The sequence below is a fragment of the Streptomyces sp. NPDC057428 genome (assembly GCF_042803195.1).
Taxonomy (GTDB): Bacteria; Actinomycetota; Actinomycetes; order Streptomycetales; family Streptomycetaceae; genus Streptomyces.
The window spans coordinates 1-18338 of record NZ_JBHVCT010000030.1; the positions used below are offsets into that span (position 1 = coordinate 1).

At 70.4% G+C, this 18338-nt stretch carries 16 protein-coding genes, 1 pseudogene and 1 riboswitch; of the genes and pseudogenes, 14 read left to right on the forward strand and 3 right to left on the reverse strand.

Annotated elements, in window-relative coordinates; genetic code table 11:
* Positions 1-96: 96 nt before the first annotated feature.
* Positions 97-327, reverse strand: coding sequence for a hypothetical protein (locus ACFU5K_RS14550; RefSeq protein ID WP_384060702.1), 231 nt, complete (start codon positions 325-327; stop codon positions 97-99).
* A 356-nt stretch (positions 328-683) separates the two neighbouring features.
* Positions 684-869, forward strand: a riboswitch (cyclic di-AMP (ydaO/yuaA leader).
* Positions 870-873: 4 nt separating this feature from the next.
* Between ACFU5K_RS14550 and ACFU5K_RS14555 the strand changes: the two genes are divergently transcribed.
* On the forward strand, positions 874-1725 hold the full coding sequence (locus ACFU5K_RS14555) for a transglycosylase SLT domain-containing protein (RefSeq protein WP_384060705.1): 852 nt from the start codon (positions 874-876) through the stop codon (positions 1723-1725).
* Between the two features lie 227 nt (positions 1726-1952).
* On the forward strand, positions 1953-2564 hold the full coding sequence (locus tag ACFU5K_RS14560) for a hypothetical protein (RefSeq protein WP_384060708.1): 612 nt from the start codon (positions 1953-1955) through the stop codon (positions 2562-2564).
* A 69-nt stretch (positions 2565-2633) separates the two neighbouring features.
* Here the strand turns inward: ACFU5K_RS14560 and ACFU5K_RS14565 are convergent, their stop codons facing one another.
* Positions 2634-3527 carry an SIS domain-containing protein gene (locus ACFU5K_RS14565; RefSeq protein ID WP_384060711.1) on the reverse strand — a complete coding sequence of 298 codons (894 nt, stop codon included), beginning with the start codon at positions 3525-3527 and terminating at the stop codon, positions 2634-2636.
* A gap of 405 nt (positions 3528-3932) precedes the next feature.
* Between ACFU5K_RS14565 and ACFU5K_RS14570 the strand changes: the two are divergent.
* The 10 genes and pseudogenes from ACFU5K_RS14570 to ACFU5K_RS14615 all read left to right on the forward strand — a co-directional run.
* Positions 3933-4253 (forward strand): annotated as a pseudogene (locus ACFU5K_RS14570) (MBL fold metallo-hydrolase); the annotation flags it as partial.
* A gap of 729 nt (positions 4254-4982) precedes the next feature.
* Entirely contained in the window at positions 4983-6089 is a 1107-nt protein-coding gene (locus ACFU5K_RS14575; RefSeq protein ID WP_384060714.1) for a cytochrome P450, read from the forward strand.
* 75 nt (positions 6090-6164) lie between these two features.
* Positions 6165-6572: a cell division protein SepF gene (locus tag ACFU5K_RS14580; protein WP_384060717.1), complete on the forward strand. Its 408-nt coding sequence runs from the start codon at positions 6165-6167 to the stop codon at positions 6570-6572.
* A gap of 55 nt (positions 6573-6627) precedes the next feature.
* Positions 6628-7800 carry an AAA family ATPase gene (locus ACFU5K_RS14585; protein WP_384060720.1) on the forward strand — a complete coding sequence of 391 codons (1173 nt, stop codon included), beginning with the start codon at positions 6628-6630 and terminating at the stop codon, positions 7798-7800.
* Positions 7797-8156 carry a nucleotide pyrophosphohydrolase gene (locus ACFU5K_RS14590; RefSeq protein ID WP_384060723.1) on the forward strand — a complete coding sequence of 120 codons (360 nt, stop codon included), beginning with the start codon at positions 7797-7799 and terminating at the stop codon, positions 8154-8156. Before ACFU5K_RS14585 ends, ACFU5K_RS14590 begins: the two co-directional genes overlap by 4 nt.
* A 151-nt stretch (positions 8157-8307) precedes the next feature.
* Entirely contained in the window at positions 8308-8832 is a 525-nt protein-coding gene (locus tag ACFU5K_RS14595; RefSeq protein WP_384060726.1) for a DUF6099 family protein, read from the forward strand.
* A gap of 89 nt (positions 8833-8921) precedes the next feature.
* A complete protein-coding gene (locus tag ACFU5K_RS14600) occupies positions 8922-9845 on the forward strand; it encodes an LLM class F420-dependent oxidoreductase (protein ID WP_384060729.1) in 924 nt (307 codons plus the stop codon).
* Positions 9846-9911: 66 nt separating this feature from the next.
* Positions 9912-10844: a homocysteine S-methyltransferase gene (gene mmuM, locus ACFU5K_RS14605; protein WP_384060732.1), complete on the forward strand. Its 933-nt coding sequence runs from the start codon at positions 9912-9914 to the stop codon at positions 10842-10844.
* A 221-nt stretch (positions 10845-11065) separates the two neighbouring features.
* Entirely contained in the window at positions 11066-12676 is a 1611-nt protein-coding gene (locus ACFU5K_RS14610) for a 3' terminal RNA ribose 2'-O-methyltransferase Hen1 (RefSeq protein WP_384060735.1), read from the forward strand.
* Positions 12673-15255 carry a polynucleotide kinase-phosphatase gene (locus tag ACFU5K_RS14615; RefSeq protein WP_384060739.1) on the forward strand — a complete coding sequence of 861 codons (2583 nt, stop codon included), beginning with the start codon at positions 12673-12675 and terminating at the stop codon, positions 15253-15255. Before ACFU5K_RS14610 ends, ACFU5K_RS14615 begins: the two co-directional genes overlap by 4 nt.
* A gap of 67 nt (positions 15256-15322) precedes the next feature.
* On the opposite strand, the gene ACFU5K_RS14620 is transcribed toward ACFU5K_RS14615, so the two are convergent.
* Positions 15323-15658 carry a nuclear transport factor 2 family protein gene (locus ACFU5K_RS14620; protein WP_384060742.1) on the reverse strand — a complete coding sequence of 112 codons (336 nt, stop codon included), beginning with the start codon at positions 15656-15658 and terminating at the stop codon, positions 15323-15325.
* A 282-nt stretch (positions 15659-15940) separates the two neighbouring features.
* Between ACFU5K_RS14620 and ACFU5K_RS14625 the strand changes: the two genes are divergently transcribed.
* Positions 15941-17173, forward strand: a complete 1233-nt coding sequence (locus ACFU5K_RS14625) for an arginine deiminase (RefSeq protein ID WP_384060745.1) — start codon at positions 15941-15943, stop codon at positions 17171-17173.
* 144 nt (positions 17174-17317) lie between these two features.
* Positions 17318-18334 (forward strand): ornithine carbamoyltransferase, encoded by a 1017-nt coding sequence (gene argF, locus ACFU5K_RS14630; protein ID WP_384060747.1) that lies wholly within the window; start codon positions 17318-17320, stop codon positions 18332-18334.
* Positions 18335-18338 lie beyond the last annotated feature (4 nt).

Here is an 18338-nt window from a genome sequence, read left to right on the forward strand (position 1 = left end):
GCTGGAAGCGTGAAGAACTCCCATCATCGCAGGCCACAGGGCACTTCCTCGTTTCCGGAGAAGCTATCCACAGGCATCAAGCCGGTGGATTCGGGCTCAGTGCAGCCGCCAGCTGAACTTGTCGCCGCCCACCCACCGGACAGCGGCAGGATCGTCCAGGTCGTGGACCGGGATGCCTGCCGCGGCCGCGGCGATGAGCACGTCGGTCAGGGCGGTCGCCGTTCCGATCACCTCTCCGTCGATCTCCATGATGCGGAAAGGCGGATCGCCGGGCTGGACGGGCAGCACGGTGATCTGACGGTTCGAGGGCTGAGGGTTGTCGCTCATGCGGGATCGGTTCCACGGGGCCGGACCCCCTATGCCTGAATGACTCACTTATGAGCCTTATGCCCGATTTACTCCGCTATCTGGAATTCGTCCCGCAATCCATAAAAGGCCATTTCGTGCGACCTGGGGACCTTCGGTGGGGCGCAAATCGCCCGTATCGGACTCAGTGACCAGCGTCACCCTCGATCCCCCGGACGCCGGAACGGGGTCGCGGGTTCCCTTGTGTGCCAACAGGGATGCGAGAAGCAGTGTGCGATGGATTACATGAATTCCCGAGAATCGATCTTGCGCTTGAATTTTGATCATTACTCCTGGCTTGTCCCTCCGGCTATTTCTCGCCTACGGTCACCCTCATTCCGGACGGAACGCCGAATCCTGCCGCCGTCCGGCTACCCGACCACTTCTCGTACGGCAGGAGCGGGGGACCCAAGTAAGCGCCGACCCGGTTTCCGGGGCGGCTCGGGGTGAAGTCGCATTCCCATGCGGCCGGGCATCTCCAGCTCGAACCCGACAGCTCACTTCGTAGGCGACGGAGAGGAATTCAGCATGCCCGGTTTTTCCAAGAACCGTCGTTCCAGGACCAGTTCGCTGAAGCGCGGCGTCATCGCCGTGACCACGGGTGGAGTCGCTCTCGCGCTTCCCGTGATCGGCGCGACCGGCGCCTTCGCAGCTCCGGCCCAGCCGGCCGCCGCTGAAAAGACGGTGACGTTGACTGCCCTGTCCGCACAGGGAATTGCCGCAAAGGGCGCCAAGTCCAAGAGCTATTCCGTCGTCGTCGGCGACACTCTCGCCAAGATCGCCCGCGAGCATTCGGTCCACGGCGGCTGGAAGGCTCTGTACGAGGGCAACAAGAAGGCTGTCGGCGCAAACCCCGACCTCATTCACCCCGGCCTCGAGCTGACCATCGGCGGCAAGGTCGAGAAGAAGTGGGCGGACAAGCCGGCCAAGGCCGACAGGGTCGCCAAGAAGGAATCCAGGGCCGCCGAGCGTGCGGACCGTTCGGAGCGCAGCACCGAACTCGCCGCACAGGGCGCGCCCGCGGCCGAAGCGGTTCCCGCCGCCGAGCGGACGGCGTACACGAACGACCTGGACGGCTGGATCAAGGAGTCGCTGGCCATCATGGCCCAGCACGGCATCCCCGGCAGCTACGACGGCATCCACCGCAACATCATGCGTGAGTCCTCCGGCAACCCGCTGGCCATCAACAACTGGGACTCCAACGCTGCTGCGGGCATCCCGTCCAAGGGCCTGCTGCAGGTCATCGACCCGACCTTCCGGGCCTACCACGTGCCCGGTACGTCGCTGGACAGCTACGACCCGGTCGCCAACATCACGGCCGCGTGCAACTACGCCGCCGACCGCTACGGCTCGATCGACAACGTCTTCGGGGCCTACTGAGCCTCGGATCGACGCGGAACCTCCCACACCCGGCGTGTGAGGCAGGGGCAGGGACAGAGGGTGGTACGGGTTCGGCGGAACCCGTACCACCTTTCCTTCGTATACGGGGCCGACTGCGGGACGCGAAGGGTCCGTAGCGCCGCGTGCGGGTGGACCCGGCCCGACGACAGGCCCGTCCGGCCGCGCGTGACTGGTCTCGTACAGGTTCGTCGTCCATACTGCCCGCCGTGGAGCAGCGCATAGATTCGAACACCAAGCCCGAGTTCGCCGCGGGGACAGACCCGGCGTACATCCCCGGCCTGACGGCCCCTGCCCGCGCGCGGGCGGAGGCGGATGCGGACGTGACCGACGCGGCACCCGAGGATGCCCACAGGCCCGACGAGACGGACGTCCAGGACGCGACCGACGTCGAGGAAAAGGTTGCCGAGCAGTCGGCCGACCGCCGGCCGGCCGACGATCGGGCGGCTGGTTCCGAGGCTCCCGCCGACACGGAGCGAAGCGGGGACGCGGTCACGCCCGACGACAAAACTGCCGCCGGCGCGGACGTGTCGGCCGGCGACGGCCCCGTCTTCGAGGTCAGAGACCGGCGTGGATCCATCAGGGTGGACGCCGAGGGTGTCCGCTTCCGGCTGGACGACCAGGAGGCGGAGTTCGACTGGTCCGAGATCGGTGCGGTCGAGGTCAAAACCGGCCGCTTCGGGCGCCGGTTCACCGTCACGGTCCACCTGTCGAGCCGGCGGTGGTTCAACGCCGAGGTCGAGGCAGATGCCCGGGGCCGCCTCAAGGAGTGGACGGCCGAACTGGACGCCGCGCTGGACGCCCACTTCGAAGAGGGCTGACCGGCGGTTCTCCGCCGCCGCGTACCGGGCTCCGTACGAGCCCGGTACGCGGCATGCCGTAACGCGGGATCAGGCCGTTGCCGGCCCGTCGAGCACCACCGACCGGGTCAGATGCCGTGGCAGGTCGGGGTCGAGGCCGCGGGCCGCCGCCCGGGCGATCGCCAGCCGCTGCACCCGGACCAGATCGGCCAGCGGGTCCAGATCGCTCTCCACCCAGTGCGCGCCCGTCGCCCGCACCTGCTCCGCCAGGCCCGAGGGGGCGGGGCCGAACATCCACGTGGCGGTCCCGGCCGTGGCGATGCTGATGGGTCCGTGGCGGTACTCCATCGCAGGGTACGACTCGGTCCAGGACAGCGACGCCTCCTTCATCTTGAGCGCCGCCTCGTTGGCCAGTCCGACCGTCCAGCCCCGTCCCAGAAAGCTGAACTGGTCCGCCTCCAGCAACCCTTCGGGGAGCGGCTGGGCGAGTGCGGTCTCCGCGTCCCGTACCGCCTGCTCGGTGTGCAGCCCGAGATGAGCGCGGAACAGGGTCAGCGCGGTGGTCGCGAAACGTGTCTGCACCACCGACCGCTCGTCCGCGAAGTCGAGGACGACCACCTCGTCCGAGACGTCCATCACCGGCGTCAGCGGGTCCGCTGTCACCGCGACGGTCCGGGTGGCGCCCCGCAGCCGGGCCAGTAGCTCCAGCACCTCGGTGGTGGTCCCCGAACGCGTCAGAGCCACCACCCGGTCGTACGTGCGACCGGAGGGGAACTCCGAGGCGGCGTACGCGTCCGACTCGCCCTCGCCGGATTCCTCGCGCAGCGCGGCGTAGGCCTGCGCCATGTAGTAGGACGTGCCGCAGCCGACGACGGCGATGCGCTCACCGGTGGCGGGCAGGGCCGCCCCGCGGTCCGCGGCGACCTCCGCGGCGCGGCGCCAGCACTCCGGCTGGCCGGCTGTCTCGGTCTCGACATGGGACATGTCCGCACTCCGCTTCCGCTGCTGCTCGCGCCTGGTGGGATGACGTGGATGGAATCGTCGTCTGCGTGATCGATTTTGCATATTACATGGGGTAAATGAGCAAGAACAAGCATGTGGGTCGCCCGTGAGTGATCGTGAGATAGGTGCTTTTCAGCCATGCTCGGTGGGTAGTCGGCTGGATTAGGTTCCGTTGCCACCTTCTGGGTATTCGCCTTGCCGCGGGTGTGCGCCGGGTGGCATACCGGATATCAGGCGGAAACTGGTCCGTCGGGGCGATCTGTGGTGATCCCGGACGGTCACCGGCGGGCCGCTGCTGGCCGGCGAAGGAGTCGATTTCACGTCACGGGGCCTGCGTCCCGGCCGAGTTCGAACGCGCGGACGGATCGAGGTCGGCATAATCACCGCATGTCGATCACGGGCGGAGACGTCGTTGACCTCGGCAGCGGCCTGTACGCCTGGCTGCCGCCGAAGCGGGCCTGGGACCTGGCCAACTGCGGCCTCCTGGTGTCGAACCGCGGCGCCCTGTGGATCGACACCCCCTACGACGCGGCGCTGGCGGGGCAGTTCCTGGTCGAGAGCCAGAAGCGACTGCCGGACGGGGTGGGCATCGGCCGGGTGATCGTCACCCACGCCAACGGCGACCACTTCTGGGGTGCGGGCGTGCTGCCCGACGCCGAGATCATCGCGACCCGGGAGGCCCGGGAGCACATCCACTACGACCCCACGCGTGGCCGGGCCTCGCCCGGCAGAACTCCTCACTCGTCGAGGTCGTCCTCGGCGCCCAGTCGCGGGTCGCCGGGTACGAGCGCGTCAAGGTCGCCAACCACCTACGCCAGGAGCGGCTCGCGCTGGTCGCCCGGGCCGCCGAGCCCCTCGCGATCGCGCTCGCCGAGCTGCTGGCCAACGCGACGGCGTACTCGCACCCGGACACCGAGGTGCCGGTAACGGTCCAGCAGACCGCCGGGCGTGGCGCCATGATCCTGGTCGACGACGCGGGGATCGGCATGGACGACGACGCGCTGAGAAGGGCCCGCGCACTGCTCGCCGGCCCCGCCGAGGTCCTGCTCACCGAACTGGGGACCCCCCGCAGACCGGCTTCGCCGTGGTGGGCCGGCTCATCGCGCGCTACGGCTTCAGCTGCCACATCGAGTCGTCGCCGTACGGGGGGATGCGCGCCATACTGCGGATTCCGGCGCACCTGCTCACCGTGATGGACGACGACCGCACGCTGTCCGTCCTCGCGCCGAAGCCGGTCCAGGCGCGTGCGGCAGGGGCGGACACCCCCGCCGCCGTCGCCGCGGACACCGGCTCCGGGGCGGCCCTCGCCGCGCGGGAGCGGGGAGCGGCCGGTGACCCCGGCGCATCCTACGGCTCCGACGCGGCCAAGGGCCGCTGGCCCGGGTCCGTATCGCCCCCGACGTCGAGGCGCTGCTGGTCGTCGACTACCAGGCCGCCGTGGACCTGCTGCGTGACACCGACACCTTCACCAAGGATTCGCGCGCCTGGCAGGCCGGGATGCCGGCCGACTCACCCGTCCTGCCCGTCCTCGGCCACCGTCCCACCGCGCTCTTCACCGACGGTGAGGTCCACGCGCGCTACCGGGGCGCCATCAACGACACCCTCGCACTGATCGAACCCCATCTGCTGCGCGCCGAGGTCGCCGCGGTGGCCCGGCGGCTCATTGCGGGGTTCTCCGCCGCCGGAGGCTGCGACCTCATCGCCGAGTACGCGCGCCGCCTGCCCCTGCACGTCTTCACCGCCGCCTTCGGGGTGGCGTCCGGAGCCACCGAGCGCGTGGTCCGGGGCATCGCCGGGATGATGGACTCGGCCGGAAACGCGGCGGCCGCCTACGACGACCTCGTCGGAGTCGTCGCCGGGCTCGTCGCCGAACGGCGCTCCAGGCCGCGCCGCGACCTCACCACCTACCTGCTCCAGCACCCCGCCGGGCTCGACGACGAGGCCGTGCGCCAGATCACCCTCATCATGAGTTCGGGCCACGACCCGACGACGAACCTGATCGGCAACGCGCTCCTGCGCATGCTCGACGCCGGAGACCGGTCCCTGCACGGCGGCGCGACGACCGCGCGCGAGGCGATCGACGACGTGCTCTGGCGCGATCCGCCGCTGGCCAACATGGGCGCGCACTACCCGCGCCAGGACACCGAGTTCCACGGGGTCGCCCTGCGTGCCGGGCAGTTGGTCCTGGTCTCCTTCGCCGCAGCCAACACGCAGTCGCTGCCGTCCGCCTCGGACCCCGCGGTGCGTTCGGGTGACGGTGCTCACCTGGCGTGGTCGACCGGACCTCACAGATGTCCCGCGAAACAGCCCGCTCTGCTGATGGCCATGACCGCGATCGAGGAGCTCACCAGCCAGCTCTGCGACCTCGAACTCGCCGTCGACCCCGGCGAACTGGTCTGGCGGCCGGGCCCCTTCCACCGCGCGCCGGTCCACCTCCCGGGGCGCTTCACGCCACTCGGCACACTCCCCGAGGCGGGGGATTCCCGTACGCCGGAAGCTGTCGATCACGTTCCGGCCCGTGTCGGTGGTACGCCGAACGGGTGAGGGGCGAGAGAATTGCCCGATGAACAGCGAGCGCAGCCGGCGCACAGCCAACCGGCATACGGACGGGGTGGTTCTGTGAGCAGGTACGACAGGTACGACAGGTACGACGCCACCGACGAACAGTGGGACGGGCTCGCCCAGGTCGTACCCCTGAGGGGGCGCAACGAATGGCCGTCCCGGGTCGACCACCGGACGGTTCCCGAGCAGCGCGAGGCGGCCGACCAGCGCCGCCTCGTCGTCCTGCGGGTACAGGTGTTCGCGGACGCGCGCGAGGTCGCCGAGTACCTGGTGGCGCAGATCCCCGTCCTGCTGGACCTGACCGGCGCCGAGAGCGATGTCGCCAAGCGCATCCTGGACTTCAGCAGCGGCGTGGTGTTCGGACTGGGCAGCGGCATGCACCGGGTCGACCGCAACGTCTTCCTGCTCGCGCCGGCCGGTATGGAGGTCGAGGGCGTCACCGCGGCGGGCGTACCCCAATCGTAGGAAGGTCGCACGGGCGGAACGGTTCGCCGCACAGGGGCGTGCGTACGGTCCGGACATGACTGTGATCCCCAAGGGGACGACGGCACCGCCGCCGCCCCGCGAGGCCCGTCCCGCCCGCCCCAGCGTCGGCGAGGTCCGGCTGGACGCCTTCGCCTCGCACCGCCGCACCGTCATCCCGCTCGGTCCGCTCACGCTGCTCACCGGAGAAAGCGGATCGGGCAAGTCGAGCGCCCTGCGGGGGTACGAGGCGCTGGCGCGGCTCGCATCCGGTGACCCTCTGGAGGAGGTGTTCCCCGACTCTGCGGCCTGGGTGCCGGATTGGGCGGACGCGGACGCTCAGGGGCGGCGCGGATTCCGGCTCGGATGCACGGTGGACGGGCCGGCCGGCCGGGTGAGGCTGGATCTGGCCGTCCAGGCGGAGCCCGCGCTGCGCATCGTCGGCGAGCGGCTCACGCACGGTGAGGAGACCCTGCTGAGCACAGCGCTGCGGGATCCCCGCCGCGCCACGGTCCAGGCCGCCTGGCACACGGCCGGGACCGTTCCCGTGACGCGCGCACCCTTTCCCGGCGACCGCTTGGCCACAGCGCTCCTGCCGCTGCGGGTCGCGGGCACGACGGAGGGGGAGTTGGGAGTGCTGGCCGCCGCGGAGCAGGTCGTGGTGGCCCTGCGCTCCGTCTTCGTCTGCGATCCGCAGCCGGCTCGGATGCGCGCCGCACGGCCCGCCGGGGAAGGGCGGCTGACCTCGGGCTGCGAGAACCTCGCGGAGGTACTGCACCGCACCCGCACGCTGTGCGCGCGGCGGTATGCGCGGCTGGTCGCCAGTGCGGACGCCGGGTGCGCGGGGCCGGTGACCGGTCTGACCGTCGAGCGGCCGGGCGACGGGACGGTCCGGGCCCGGATGGAACGCGGACCGGGCCGCAGCACCCCCATCGGCCGACTCGGCGACGGTGAACTGCGCTATCTCGGTTTCGCGCTGGCAATGCTGACGGGCTCCCAGGCCTTGGCGGCCGACCCGCACGCCGAGGTGCCGTCGGCCATGCAGGTGGTCACCGTCCTGGCCGACGGACTCGACAGGAGCCTGGACGCGCGCCAGACCGGAGAACTGCTGGCCCTGGCCGCGTCGGTCTGCGAGGGCGGCCGAACACGGCTTCTGGGCACGGTCGGCGAGGCGGCGGCAGCGGTGGCCCGCGGGACGGCCGGCGTGAAGGTGGTAGACCTGGCACCGTGACGGAATTCGACGCAGCACAACTACAGCGGAGACTGGCCGACTTCGCGGTGTCCCGCGGGTGGGAGCCCTATCACACGCCCAAGAACCTGGTCGCCGCACTCGGTGTCGAGGCCTCCGAACTCCAGGAGATCTTCCAGTGGCTGACGCCGGAGCAGTCGGCGCGGGTGATGGAGGACCCCGGCACCGCGTTCCGTGTCGAGGACGAGGTCGCCGACGTCCTGGCCTATCTGCTGCAGTTCTGCGAGGTCCTGGGCATCGACCCGCTGGCGGCCCTCGCCGCCAAGATCGACCGGAACGAGACGCGCTTTCCGGCCGAGGAGGGGGCCGAAGCGCTACGTCGTCACTCTTCGGAGTGATCGACTTATTCACGTTCGACATCCTGTCCACAGATTTCCGATTTCCTCTGGCTTTCGTGTGCCACGCACCTCACTGTGGGTAATGAAGAGGGTGAGTGGGCTTTTCGTACAGATGGCATCGGCGACCGGTGTCGGTGACGGGGGAGATCGCATGGAAGCGGAGCGGTTGATCGAGGCGGGCCGACGGGCACTGGCGGAGAGCGCTGACGTGCCCGCTGTCATGGCGGAGGCGTGGCAGGCCCAGGCGCTCGCGCGGGCGGTCGGCGGCCACCTGGCCCGTTGCGGTCCGGCGGAGGTGCGGACCGAGGCGGGCGAACTCAGTGACACCGGAGCCCCGGGCGGCGCCGTGTCCGGCCACCCCGCGGTGTCCGCCGGAGGTGTGCGGGCGGCGCAGCTCACCGAAGTGACGGATGTCCAAGGGACGCTGGACGCCCTGGCACAGTTCCTAGGTGAAGTGGGCATCGCGCTCGTGGGTGTCGCCTGCGGGACCGACGAGGAGGGGCTGTACTGGCAGTGCATCGAGGCCATAGACGCGGCCGACGAGTCCGTCGACCGCGTCCACGGGATGCTGCGACGGCTCGCCGACCACGAGCGGGAGAGAGGGCCTGGCACTGAGCGCGACGGTCCGTACGGGGTGATCCGGGGGCCGGCGGACCGGGTGGCCGGCCCGCCGTGAGCGGTATGCCCGTGGTGTGTCACAGGCGCCCGGGAAGGGGCAGGGCACGGGAGACGGAGTCGCAGGTCCAGAAGGTGCAGGATGGAGGCATGGATCTTCGAATCTTCACCGAGCCCCAGCAAGGGGCGAGCTACGACACCCTGCTCACCGTCGCCAAGGCCGCCGAGGACCTCGGCTTCGACGCCTTCTACCGGTCCGACCACTATCTGCGCATGGGATCTGGTGACGGCCTTCCCGGGCCGACGGACGCGTGGATCACCTTGGCCGGCCTGGCGCGCGAGACCAAGCGGATTCGCCTGGGCACCCTCATGACGGCCGGCACCTTCCGTCTGCCCGGGGTCCTGGCCATCCAGGTCGCGCAGGTCGACCAGATGTCCGGTGGCCGTGTCGAGCTTGGCCTCGGCGCGGGCTGGTTCGAGGAGGAGCACAAGGCTTACGGCATTCCGTTCCCCAAGGAGAAGTTCGGCCGGCTGGAGGAGCAACTGGCGATCGTCACCGGCCTATGGGGGACGGAGCCCGGAAAGACCTTCAGTTTCGACGGGACGTACTACCAACTGACCGACTCGCCCGCGCTGCCGAAGCCCGCCCAGGCCAAGGTTCCGGTGCTGATCGGTGGCCACGGCGCGGTCCGTACGCCCCGGCTCGCCGCACGCTACGCCGATGAGTTCAACATTCCGTTCGCCTCCATCGCGGACAGCGAGAAGCAGTTCGGCCGGGTCAGGGACGCGGCCGTCGCCGCGGGCCGTGCGCCCGACGACCTGGTGTACTCCAACGCCCTGGTGGTCTGCGTCGGCAAGGACGACGCGGAGGTGGCACGGCGGGCATCCGCCATCGGACGTGACGTCGAGGAGATCAAGGCGAACGGGCTGGCCGGCTCGCCCGCAGAGGTCGTCGACAAGATCGGTCGCTTCGCCGCGATCGGCTCGTCCCGGATCTACCTCCAGGTCCTGGACCTGGACGACCTGGACCACCTGGAGCTGATCTCGTCGCAGGTGCAGTCGCAGTTGGGCTGACGGCAATGGGCCGGGCAAAGAGCGCCGGCGACCGCCCGACAGGGTCCACGAGAGCGAGGAGTGGCCGTGCACACCGACCGGAGACCGGAGGTCCGGTCCCGCCGTCCCCTCGGCGAAGCGCTCGCCGAGGGGACCGTCCTCCTGGACGGCGGTCTCTCCAACCAGTTGGAGGCACAGGGCTGCGATCTGTCCGACGCCCTGTGGTCGGCCCGCCTGCTGGCCGACGCCCCGCAGCAGATCGAGGCGGCCCACACGGCTTACGCCCGGGCCGGGGCGCAGGTGCTGACCACGGCCAGCTACCAGGCCACATTCGAGGGGTTCGACCGGCGAGGCATCGCGCGGGCGCGGGCCGCGGACCTGATGACCGGGAGCGTGCGGTCGGCACGCCGGGCGGGCGCGGTGACCGGACGGGAGTACTGGGTCGCCGCCTCGATCGGCCCGTACGGGGCGATGCTCGCGGACGGCAGCGAATACCGGGGCAGGTACGGGCTGACCGTCCGCGAGCTGGAGCGCTTCCACCGCCCCCGGGCCCAGACGCTGGCCGAGGCGGGCCCCGACGTGCTGGCCCTGGAGACCGTGCCGGACATCGACGAGGCAGAGGCGCTGCTGCGGGTGGTCCAGGACCTCGGGGTGCCGGTGTGGCTCTCGTACAGCGTGGCCGGCGGTCGGACCAGGGCCGGGCAGCCCCTGGAGGAGGCCTTCGGGCTCGTCGCGGGCATCGACCAGGTGGTGGCGGTCGGGGTCAACTGCTGCGACCCCGCTGACGCGGACCGTGCGGTGGATGCCGCGGCCGCGACGGGCAAGCCCGTGGTCGTCTATCCGAACAGCGGCGAGACGTGGGACGCCACCGGCCGGAGATGGACCGGCAGCAGCACGTTCGCTGCGAGCAGAGTGCGGGACTGGCAGAGGACGGGCGCGCGCCTGGTCGGCGGCTGCTGCCGGGTAGGCCCTGCGGACATCGCGGCGCTGGCCGGGCGAACGGGGCGGCCGGAAGTTTGAACCGCTTGGCGGAAGATGCCGAAGCGTGCCGCTTTTCCCCGCACTCAGGTGCGCGCTCTCCAAGGAAACGGAACGACCGACCCGAAGACCGGCCCACCTGGTGATCCAGGAGGAGCGATCAAAGAGGAGCGATACACGAGATGCGAACAGGGAGGGGAGCTTGCTGCATATCCCGATAATCCACTGTCGCAACGGGCCGGATCACGCACATACTCGCTCATGTGTTCCTGACTATCAGCACGACCGGCACCCCTGAACGTCCCGCCACCGATCTCGGTTTCCTGCTGCACAAGCATCCCGACAAGGCGCAGACGTTCTCGACCTCCCACGGCACGGCCCACGTCTTCTACCCCGAAGCGTCGTCCGAGCGGTGCACGGCAGCCCTGCTGCTGGAGGTGGATCCGGTGACGCTGGTGCGTCGGGGCAAGGGGAAGGGCCGGGGCGGAGCGCCCGACGCCGCGCTCGCCCAATACGTCAACGACCGGCCGTACGCCGCGTCGTCGCTGCTCTCGGTCGCGATGACGACCGTGTTCAAGTCCGCGCTGAACGGGGCGTGCAGGGCGATGCCCGAGCGTGCCGCAGAACCCCTGCCGCTGCGGATCGAGGTGCCCGCGCTTCCGGCACGCGGTGGTGCTGTTCTGGTGCACAAGCTCTTCGCACCACTCGGCTGGACACGGGTGGAGGCCGTCGCCGTACCGCTCGACGAGCAGTTCCCGGAGTGGGGCGACTCGCGTTATGTACGTCTGGTGCTCGAGGGGGAGCTCCGGCTCGCGGACGCACTGCGCCAGCTGTACGTCCTGCTGCCGGTGCTTGACGACGCCAAGCACTACTGGGTCGCGCCCGACGAGGTCGACAAACTGCTGAAGGCCGGAGAGGGCTGGCTGGCCGGGCACCCTGAGCAGAAGCTGATCACCAGCCGCTATCTATCCCGGCGCTGGGGCCTCACCCGGCAGGCGATGGAGCGCCTGGAGCTGGTGCGGCTCGCCGAGTCCGACGACCTGGAGGTGGAGAGCGTCGACAACGCGGTGGACGAGACCACCGACACGGAGGAACGTCCCGTCCCGCTCGCCGGCCGGCGCCGTGCGGCGATCATCGAGGCGCTGACGGCGGCCGGTGCGCACCGGGTGCTCGACCTGGGCTGCGGCCAGGGCCAGCTGGTGCAGGAGCTGCTCAAGGACATGCGCTTCACGGAGATCGTCGGGGTCGACGTGTCGATGCGTGCCCTGACCGTCGCGGCACGGCGGCTGAAACTCGACCGGATGGGTGAGCGGCAGGCAGAGCGCGTGGCCCTCCGGCAAGGCGCTCTGACCTACACGGACAAGCGGTTGAAGGGTTACGACGCCGCGGTGCTCAGCGAAGTCATCGAGCACCTCGACCTGCCCCGGCTTCCGGCCCTGGAATACGCGGTGTTCGGCTCGGCGCGCCCGCGCACCGTGCTCGTCACCACACCCAACGTCGAGTACAACGTCCGCTGGGAGACGCTCCCGGCCGGGCACGTGCGCCACGGCGACCACCGCTTCGAGTGGACCAGGGAGGAATTCCGGGACTGGGCCGGGCAGGTGGCCGCGCGGCACGGTTACGCGGTGGAGTTCGTGCCCGTGGGACCTGACGACCCCGAGGTCGGACCGCCCACGCAGATGGCCGTGTTCACGATGGCTGCTGCTGACGGCCGTGCGCCGGACGAGACGGACACCCGCACCACGGACACCCGCAACACCCGGGACCGGCGAACCCCGCAGCCCGCCCAGAATCCGCAGTCGACCCGGAGTCCGGAGCCCGCCCCGGAGACCCCCGCCACCACCACGACGCCGAAGGAGGCGAAGGCCGCATGACCAGTACCAGTTCCTCGCGCAGGCTGCCGGTGACCGACCTGTCCCTCGTCGTGCTCATCGGTGCCAGCGGTTCGGGCAAGTCCAGCTTCGCCCGCGAGCACTTCAAGCCGACCGAGATCGTCTCGTCCGACTTCTGCCGCGGACTCGTCGCCGACGACGAGAACGACCAGAGCGCCAGCGGCGACGCCTTCGACGTCCTGCACTACATCGTCGGCAAGCGCCTTGCCGCGGGACGCCTCACCGTCGTCGACGCCACCAACGTGCAGCCCGAGAGCCGTAAGCAGCTCGTACAGCTGGCGCGTCAGCACGACGTACTGCCCATCGCGATCGTGCTGGACATGCCCGAGGAGCTGTGCCTCGCGCGCAACGCCGGTCGGCCCGATCGCGCCGACATGCCCCGTCACGTCGTCCAGCGCCACCGCCGCGAACTGCGCCGTTCGCTGCGGGGGCTGGAGCGTGAGGGCTTCCGCAAGGTGCACATCCTCCGCACCGAGGAGGAGGCCGGCTCGGCCGAAGTGGTCCTGGAGCGGCGCTACAACGACCTCCGCCACCTCACCGGTCCCTTCGACATCATCGGGGACATCCACGGCTGCAGCTCCGAGCTGGAGTCGCTGCTTCGCAAGCTCGGCTACGCCGAGAACGGAGCGCACCCGCAGGGGCGTACCGCCGTGTTCGTCGGCGACCTCGTGGACCGCGGGCCCGACAGTCCCGGAGTGCTGCGCCGGGTCATGGCGATGGTCGCGGCGGGCCAGGCACTGTGCGTCCCGGGCAACCACGAGAACAAGCTCGGCCGTTACCTCAAGGGCCGCAAGGTCCAGCACAGCCACGGTCTCGCCGAGACCGTCGAGCAGTTGGAGCGGGAGGATGCCAGGGACCCCGAGTTCCGGGGGCGGGTCGCGGAGTTCATCGACGGACTGGTGAGCCATTACGTACTGGACGACGGCAAGCTGGTCGTCTGCCATGCCGGGCTGCCCGAGAAGTACCACGGGCGCACCTCCGGACGGGTCCGGTCGCACGCCCTGTACGGCGACACGACGGGAGAGACGGACGAGTTCGGCCTGCCCGTGCGCTACCCCTGGGCCGAGGAATACCGGGGCCGGGCCGCCGTGGTCTACGGCCACACCCCCGTCCCCACGACCTCCTGGGTCAACAACACGCTGTGCCTGGACACCGGGGCGGTGTTCGGCGGGAAGATGACCGCCCTGCGCTGGCCCGAGCGCGAGGTCGTCGACGTGCCGGCCGAGCGGGTCTGGTACGAGCCGGTGAAGCCGCTGAGCACCGAGGCGCCGGGCGGACGGGAGGGCCGTCCGCTGGACCTCGCCGACGTGCAGGGGCGTCGTGCCGTCGAGACCCGTCACATGGGCCGTATCGCGGTGCGCGAGGAGAACGCCGCGGCGGCGCTGGAGGTCATGAGCCGGTTCGCCGTCGACCCGAGGCTGCTGACCTACCTCCCGCCGACGATGGCACCGACGGCCACGTCGCGCGAGGACGGCTACCTGGAGCACCCGGCCGAGGCGTTCGCGCAGTACCGCACGGACGGCGTCACCAAGGTCGTCTGCGAGGAGAAACACATGGGTTCGCGCGCCGTGGCACTCGTCTGCCGTGACGCGGAGACCGCCCGCGAGCGTTTCGGCACCGGTGGAACCTCCCACGCCTCCGGCTCCGGAGGAGGCCCCACCGGCGCGCTGCACACCCGGACAGGGAGGCCCTTCCTGGACGACGAGGCGCTGACCGAGGTCGTCCTCGGCAGGCTGCGCACCGCGATCACCGCAGCGGGGCTGTGGGAGGAGTGGGACACCGACTGGGTGGTGCTCGACGCCGAGCTGATGCCCTGGTCCCTCAAGGCCGCCGGGCTCCTTCGCTCCCAGTACGCGGCGGTGGGCGCGGCGGCGGGCGCCGCGCTGCCCGTGGCGGAGAAGGCCCTGGCGGCTGCGGCCGCGCGCGGTGTGGACGTCGGCGGTCTCACCGACCGCCAGCGGGGCCGCGCCGAGGACGCCGCGGCGTTCACCGAGGCGTACCGCCGCTACTGCTGGAGCACCGAAGGGCTCGACGGGGTCCGTCTCGCGCCGTTCCAGATCCTGGCCGTCCAGGGCCGCTCACTCGCCTCCGTGCCGCACGACGAGCAGCTGGCCTGGCTGGACCGCCTGGTCGAGCACGACCCGACGGGTCTGCTCCAGGTCACCCGGCGGCTCGTCGTCGACACGGGGGACGAGGACTCCATGCGCTCCGGGATCGACTGGTGGCTGGAGATGACCGGCCGCGGCGGAGAGGGCATGGTCGTCAAACCGCTCGGCGCCCTCGTGCGGGACGGCAAGGGCAGGCTGGTCCAGCCGGGCATCAAGGTGCGCGGAAGGGAGTACCTGCGGATCATCTACGGTCCCGAGTACACCCGGCCGGACAATCTGGAGCGGCTGCGTTCGCGGTTCCTCGGCCACAAGCGCTCGCTCGCCCTGCGGGAGTACGCGCTCGGCCTCGAAGCGCTGGACCGGCTGGCCGACGGGGAGGCGCTGTGGCGGGTCCACGAGGCGGTCTTCGCGGTGCTCGCCCTGGAGTCGGAGCCGGTCGACCCCCGGTTGTAGGCGATCACGTCCCCGCGGGCACCGGCTGCCCGCGGGGACGTCGTCCTGCCGCGCGCGGCCGACGCGGTCAGGAGGTGATGCGCATCAGGGCGATGAGGTCGTCGCGGACGGTGAAGGTGAAGTGCGAGGGGCCGTTGAAGCCGTCGCCGCCGACCTGCGCCAGGACGGTGACGTCCTCGTCCCCGGGACCGGCCGACACCTCGGTGACGTCGAGGGTGACGTGCGCGCCGATGAATTCCGCCTCGCTCCAGGCGCGCACCGCCTCGTACCCGGTGAATACACGTCCCCAGTCGTCCACGGCCCCGTCCGGAGCGAAGGTCCGCAGCCAGGCGACGGTGTCGTGGGCGTTGGCGGCGTCCAGGAACGCGGTGACGACGGGTGGCAGAGGTGTGCTGGTCGGCATGGCGGGAGTGCTCCTTCGGCGTGGGGGATACGGGGCCGTCGGCCGCGCCACCTGGATCGCGGACGGGGACGCCGGCCCGTACGAGGGGGCGTGACCGGGGCGCGCCGCCGGGGGTCCCGGGACGGCGCGGGTGTTCTGACCGGGTTCAGTCTCGGATGCCGGCGCTTCAGGTGACGTCCTCGGCGCGCCGGGGAGCCGCGGCCCCGTTCCCGCCCGGCCGGAATCGGGAATCGACTGGCGGTTCGCGGGGTGAACGGCGCTCCGCGTGGTGAGGATGAGGGCATGGGATTCCATGTCGACTCCGAGGCCGGGCGGCTGCGCCGCGTCATCCTGCACCGCCCCGAGCTGGAACTGAAGCGGCTCACGCCCAGCAACAAGGACGCGCTGCTGTTCGACGACGTGCTGTGGGTGCGCCGTGCCCGCGAGGAGCACGACGGGTTCGCCGACGTGCTGCGCGACCGGGGGGTGGAGGTTCATCTCTTCGGCGACCTGCTCCGCGAGTCCCTCGGCATCCCGGTGGCGCGAAGGCTCGTCCTCGACCGGGTCTTCGCGGAGAAGGAGTACGGCCCGCTCGCCACCGAACACCTGCGTGCCGCCTTCGAGGAGCTGCCGGCGGCCGAGCTGGCCGAGGCTCTGATCGGCGGGATGACGAAGCGTGAGTTCCTTGAGCGGCACGCCGAGCCGACGTCGGTCCGCTTCCACGTCATGCGGCTCGACGACTTCCTGCTGAGCCCTCTGCCGAACCACATCTTCACCAGGGACACCTCGGCGTGGATCTACGACGGGGTATCCATCAACGCGATGCGCTGGCCCGCCCGGCAGCGCGAGACCGTCCACTTCGAGGCGATCTACCGGCACCATCCGCTCTTCACAGGCCCCGAGGCGGGCGCGTTCCACCACTGGTCCGAGGGGCAGGACGACTATCCGTCCACCATCGAGGGCGGCGACGTGCTCGTCATCGGGCGGGGAGCGGTCCTGATCGGGATGAGCGAGCGCACCACCCCACAGGCGGTGGAGATGCTGGCCAGGGGGCTCTTCGACGCGGGGTCGGCCACGACGATCGTGGCGCTGGACATGCCCAAGCGCCGGGCGTTCATGCACCTCGACACGGTGATGACGATGGTCGACGGCGACACGTTCACCAAGTACGCCGGGCTCGGGATGCTCCCTTCCTACACGATCGAGCCGGGCAGCGGCCCCCGTGAGCTGAAGGTCACCGACCATCCGCCCGAGCACATGCACCGGGCCATCGCCGCCGCGCTGGGCCTGGACGCGATCCGGGTGCTCACCGCCACCCAGGACGTGCACGCCGCCGAACGGGAGCAGTGGGACGACGGGTGCAACGTCCTGGCAGTGGAGCCCGGGGTCGTCGTCGCGTACGAGCGGAACGCCACGACGAACACGTATCTGCGCAAGGAGGGCATCGAGGTCATCGAGATCCGCGGCAGCGAGCTGGGGCGGGGCCGGGGCGGCCCGCGCTGTATGAGCTGTCCGGTGGTCCGTGATCCCGTGTGAGGGGCAGGTGCCGGTGAGGGTCCCGGCGTGCCGAGGACGTGCGGACCGGAAGGTCCGCGCGAGGGACTGTATAGCAATACGGTCGTTCGTATATACTTCCAGAAGTCTTCTGCACGCCCTCAGTCCGACCCGGGAGCACTCACCATGGCCATAGATCTCACAGGCCGCCATTTCCTCAAGGAGCTGGACTTCACGGCCGAGGAGTTCCGCGGCCTGATCGCCCTGGCGGCCGAGCTCAAGGCCACCAAGAAGGCGGGCGAGGAGGTGCAGCGGCTCCGCGGCATGAACATCGCGCTGATCTTCGAGAAGACGTCGACGCGCACCCGCTGCGCCTTCGAGGTGGCCGCGGCGGACCAGGGTGCCTCCACCACGTACCTCGATCCCTCGGGTTCGCAGATGGGGCACAAGGAGTCGGTGAAGGACACGGCCCGGGTGCTCGGGCGGATGTTCGACGGCATCGAGTACCGGGGCGACAGCCAGCAGACCGTCGAGGAGCTCGCCGCCTACGGCGGTGTCCCTGTCTTCAACGGGCTCACGGACGACTGGCACCCCACCCAGATGCTCGCCGACGTCCTCACGATGACCGAGCACAGCGACCAGCCCTTGGAGCGGATCTCCTTCGCCTACCTGGGGGACGCCCGCTTCAACATGGGCAACTCCTACCTGGTCACCGGCGCCCTGCTCGGCATGGACGTCCGGATCGTCGCGCCCGCCGCCTACTGGCCGGCGCAGGAGATCGTGGACCGGGCGTACGCGATCGCCGAGTCCAGCGGTGCCCGGATCACCCTCACCGAGGACGTCGCCAAGGGGGTACGTGGCGCCGGCTTCGTCGTCACCGACGTCTGGGTATCCATGGGGGAGCCCAAGGAGGTCTGGGACGAGCGAATCGCCGCCCTCGCGCCCTACGCCGTGACGATGGACGTCCTGCGTGCCACCGGTGTCGACGACGTCAAGTTCATGCACTGCCTCCCGGCGTACCACGATCTCGGCACCAAGGTGGGCCGGGAGATCCACGCCCGCCACGGGCTGGCGGAGCTGGAGGTCACCGAGGAGGTCTTCGAGTCCGCGCACTCGATCGTCTTCGACGAGGCCGAGAACCGGATGCACACGATCAAGGCAGTCCTCGTCGCGACGATGGCCCGTAGCACGGCGGGAGCATGAAAAT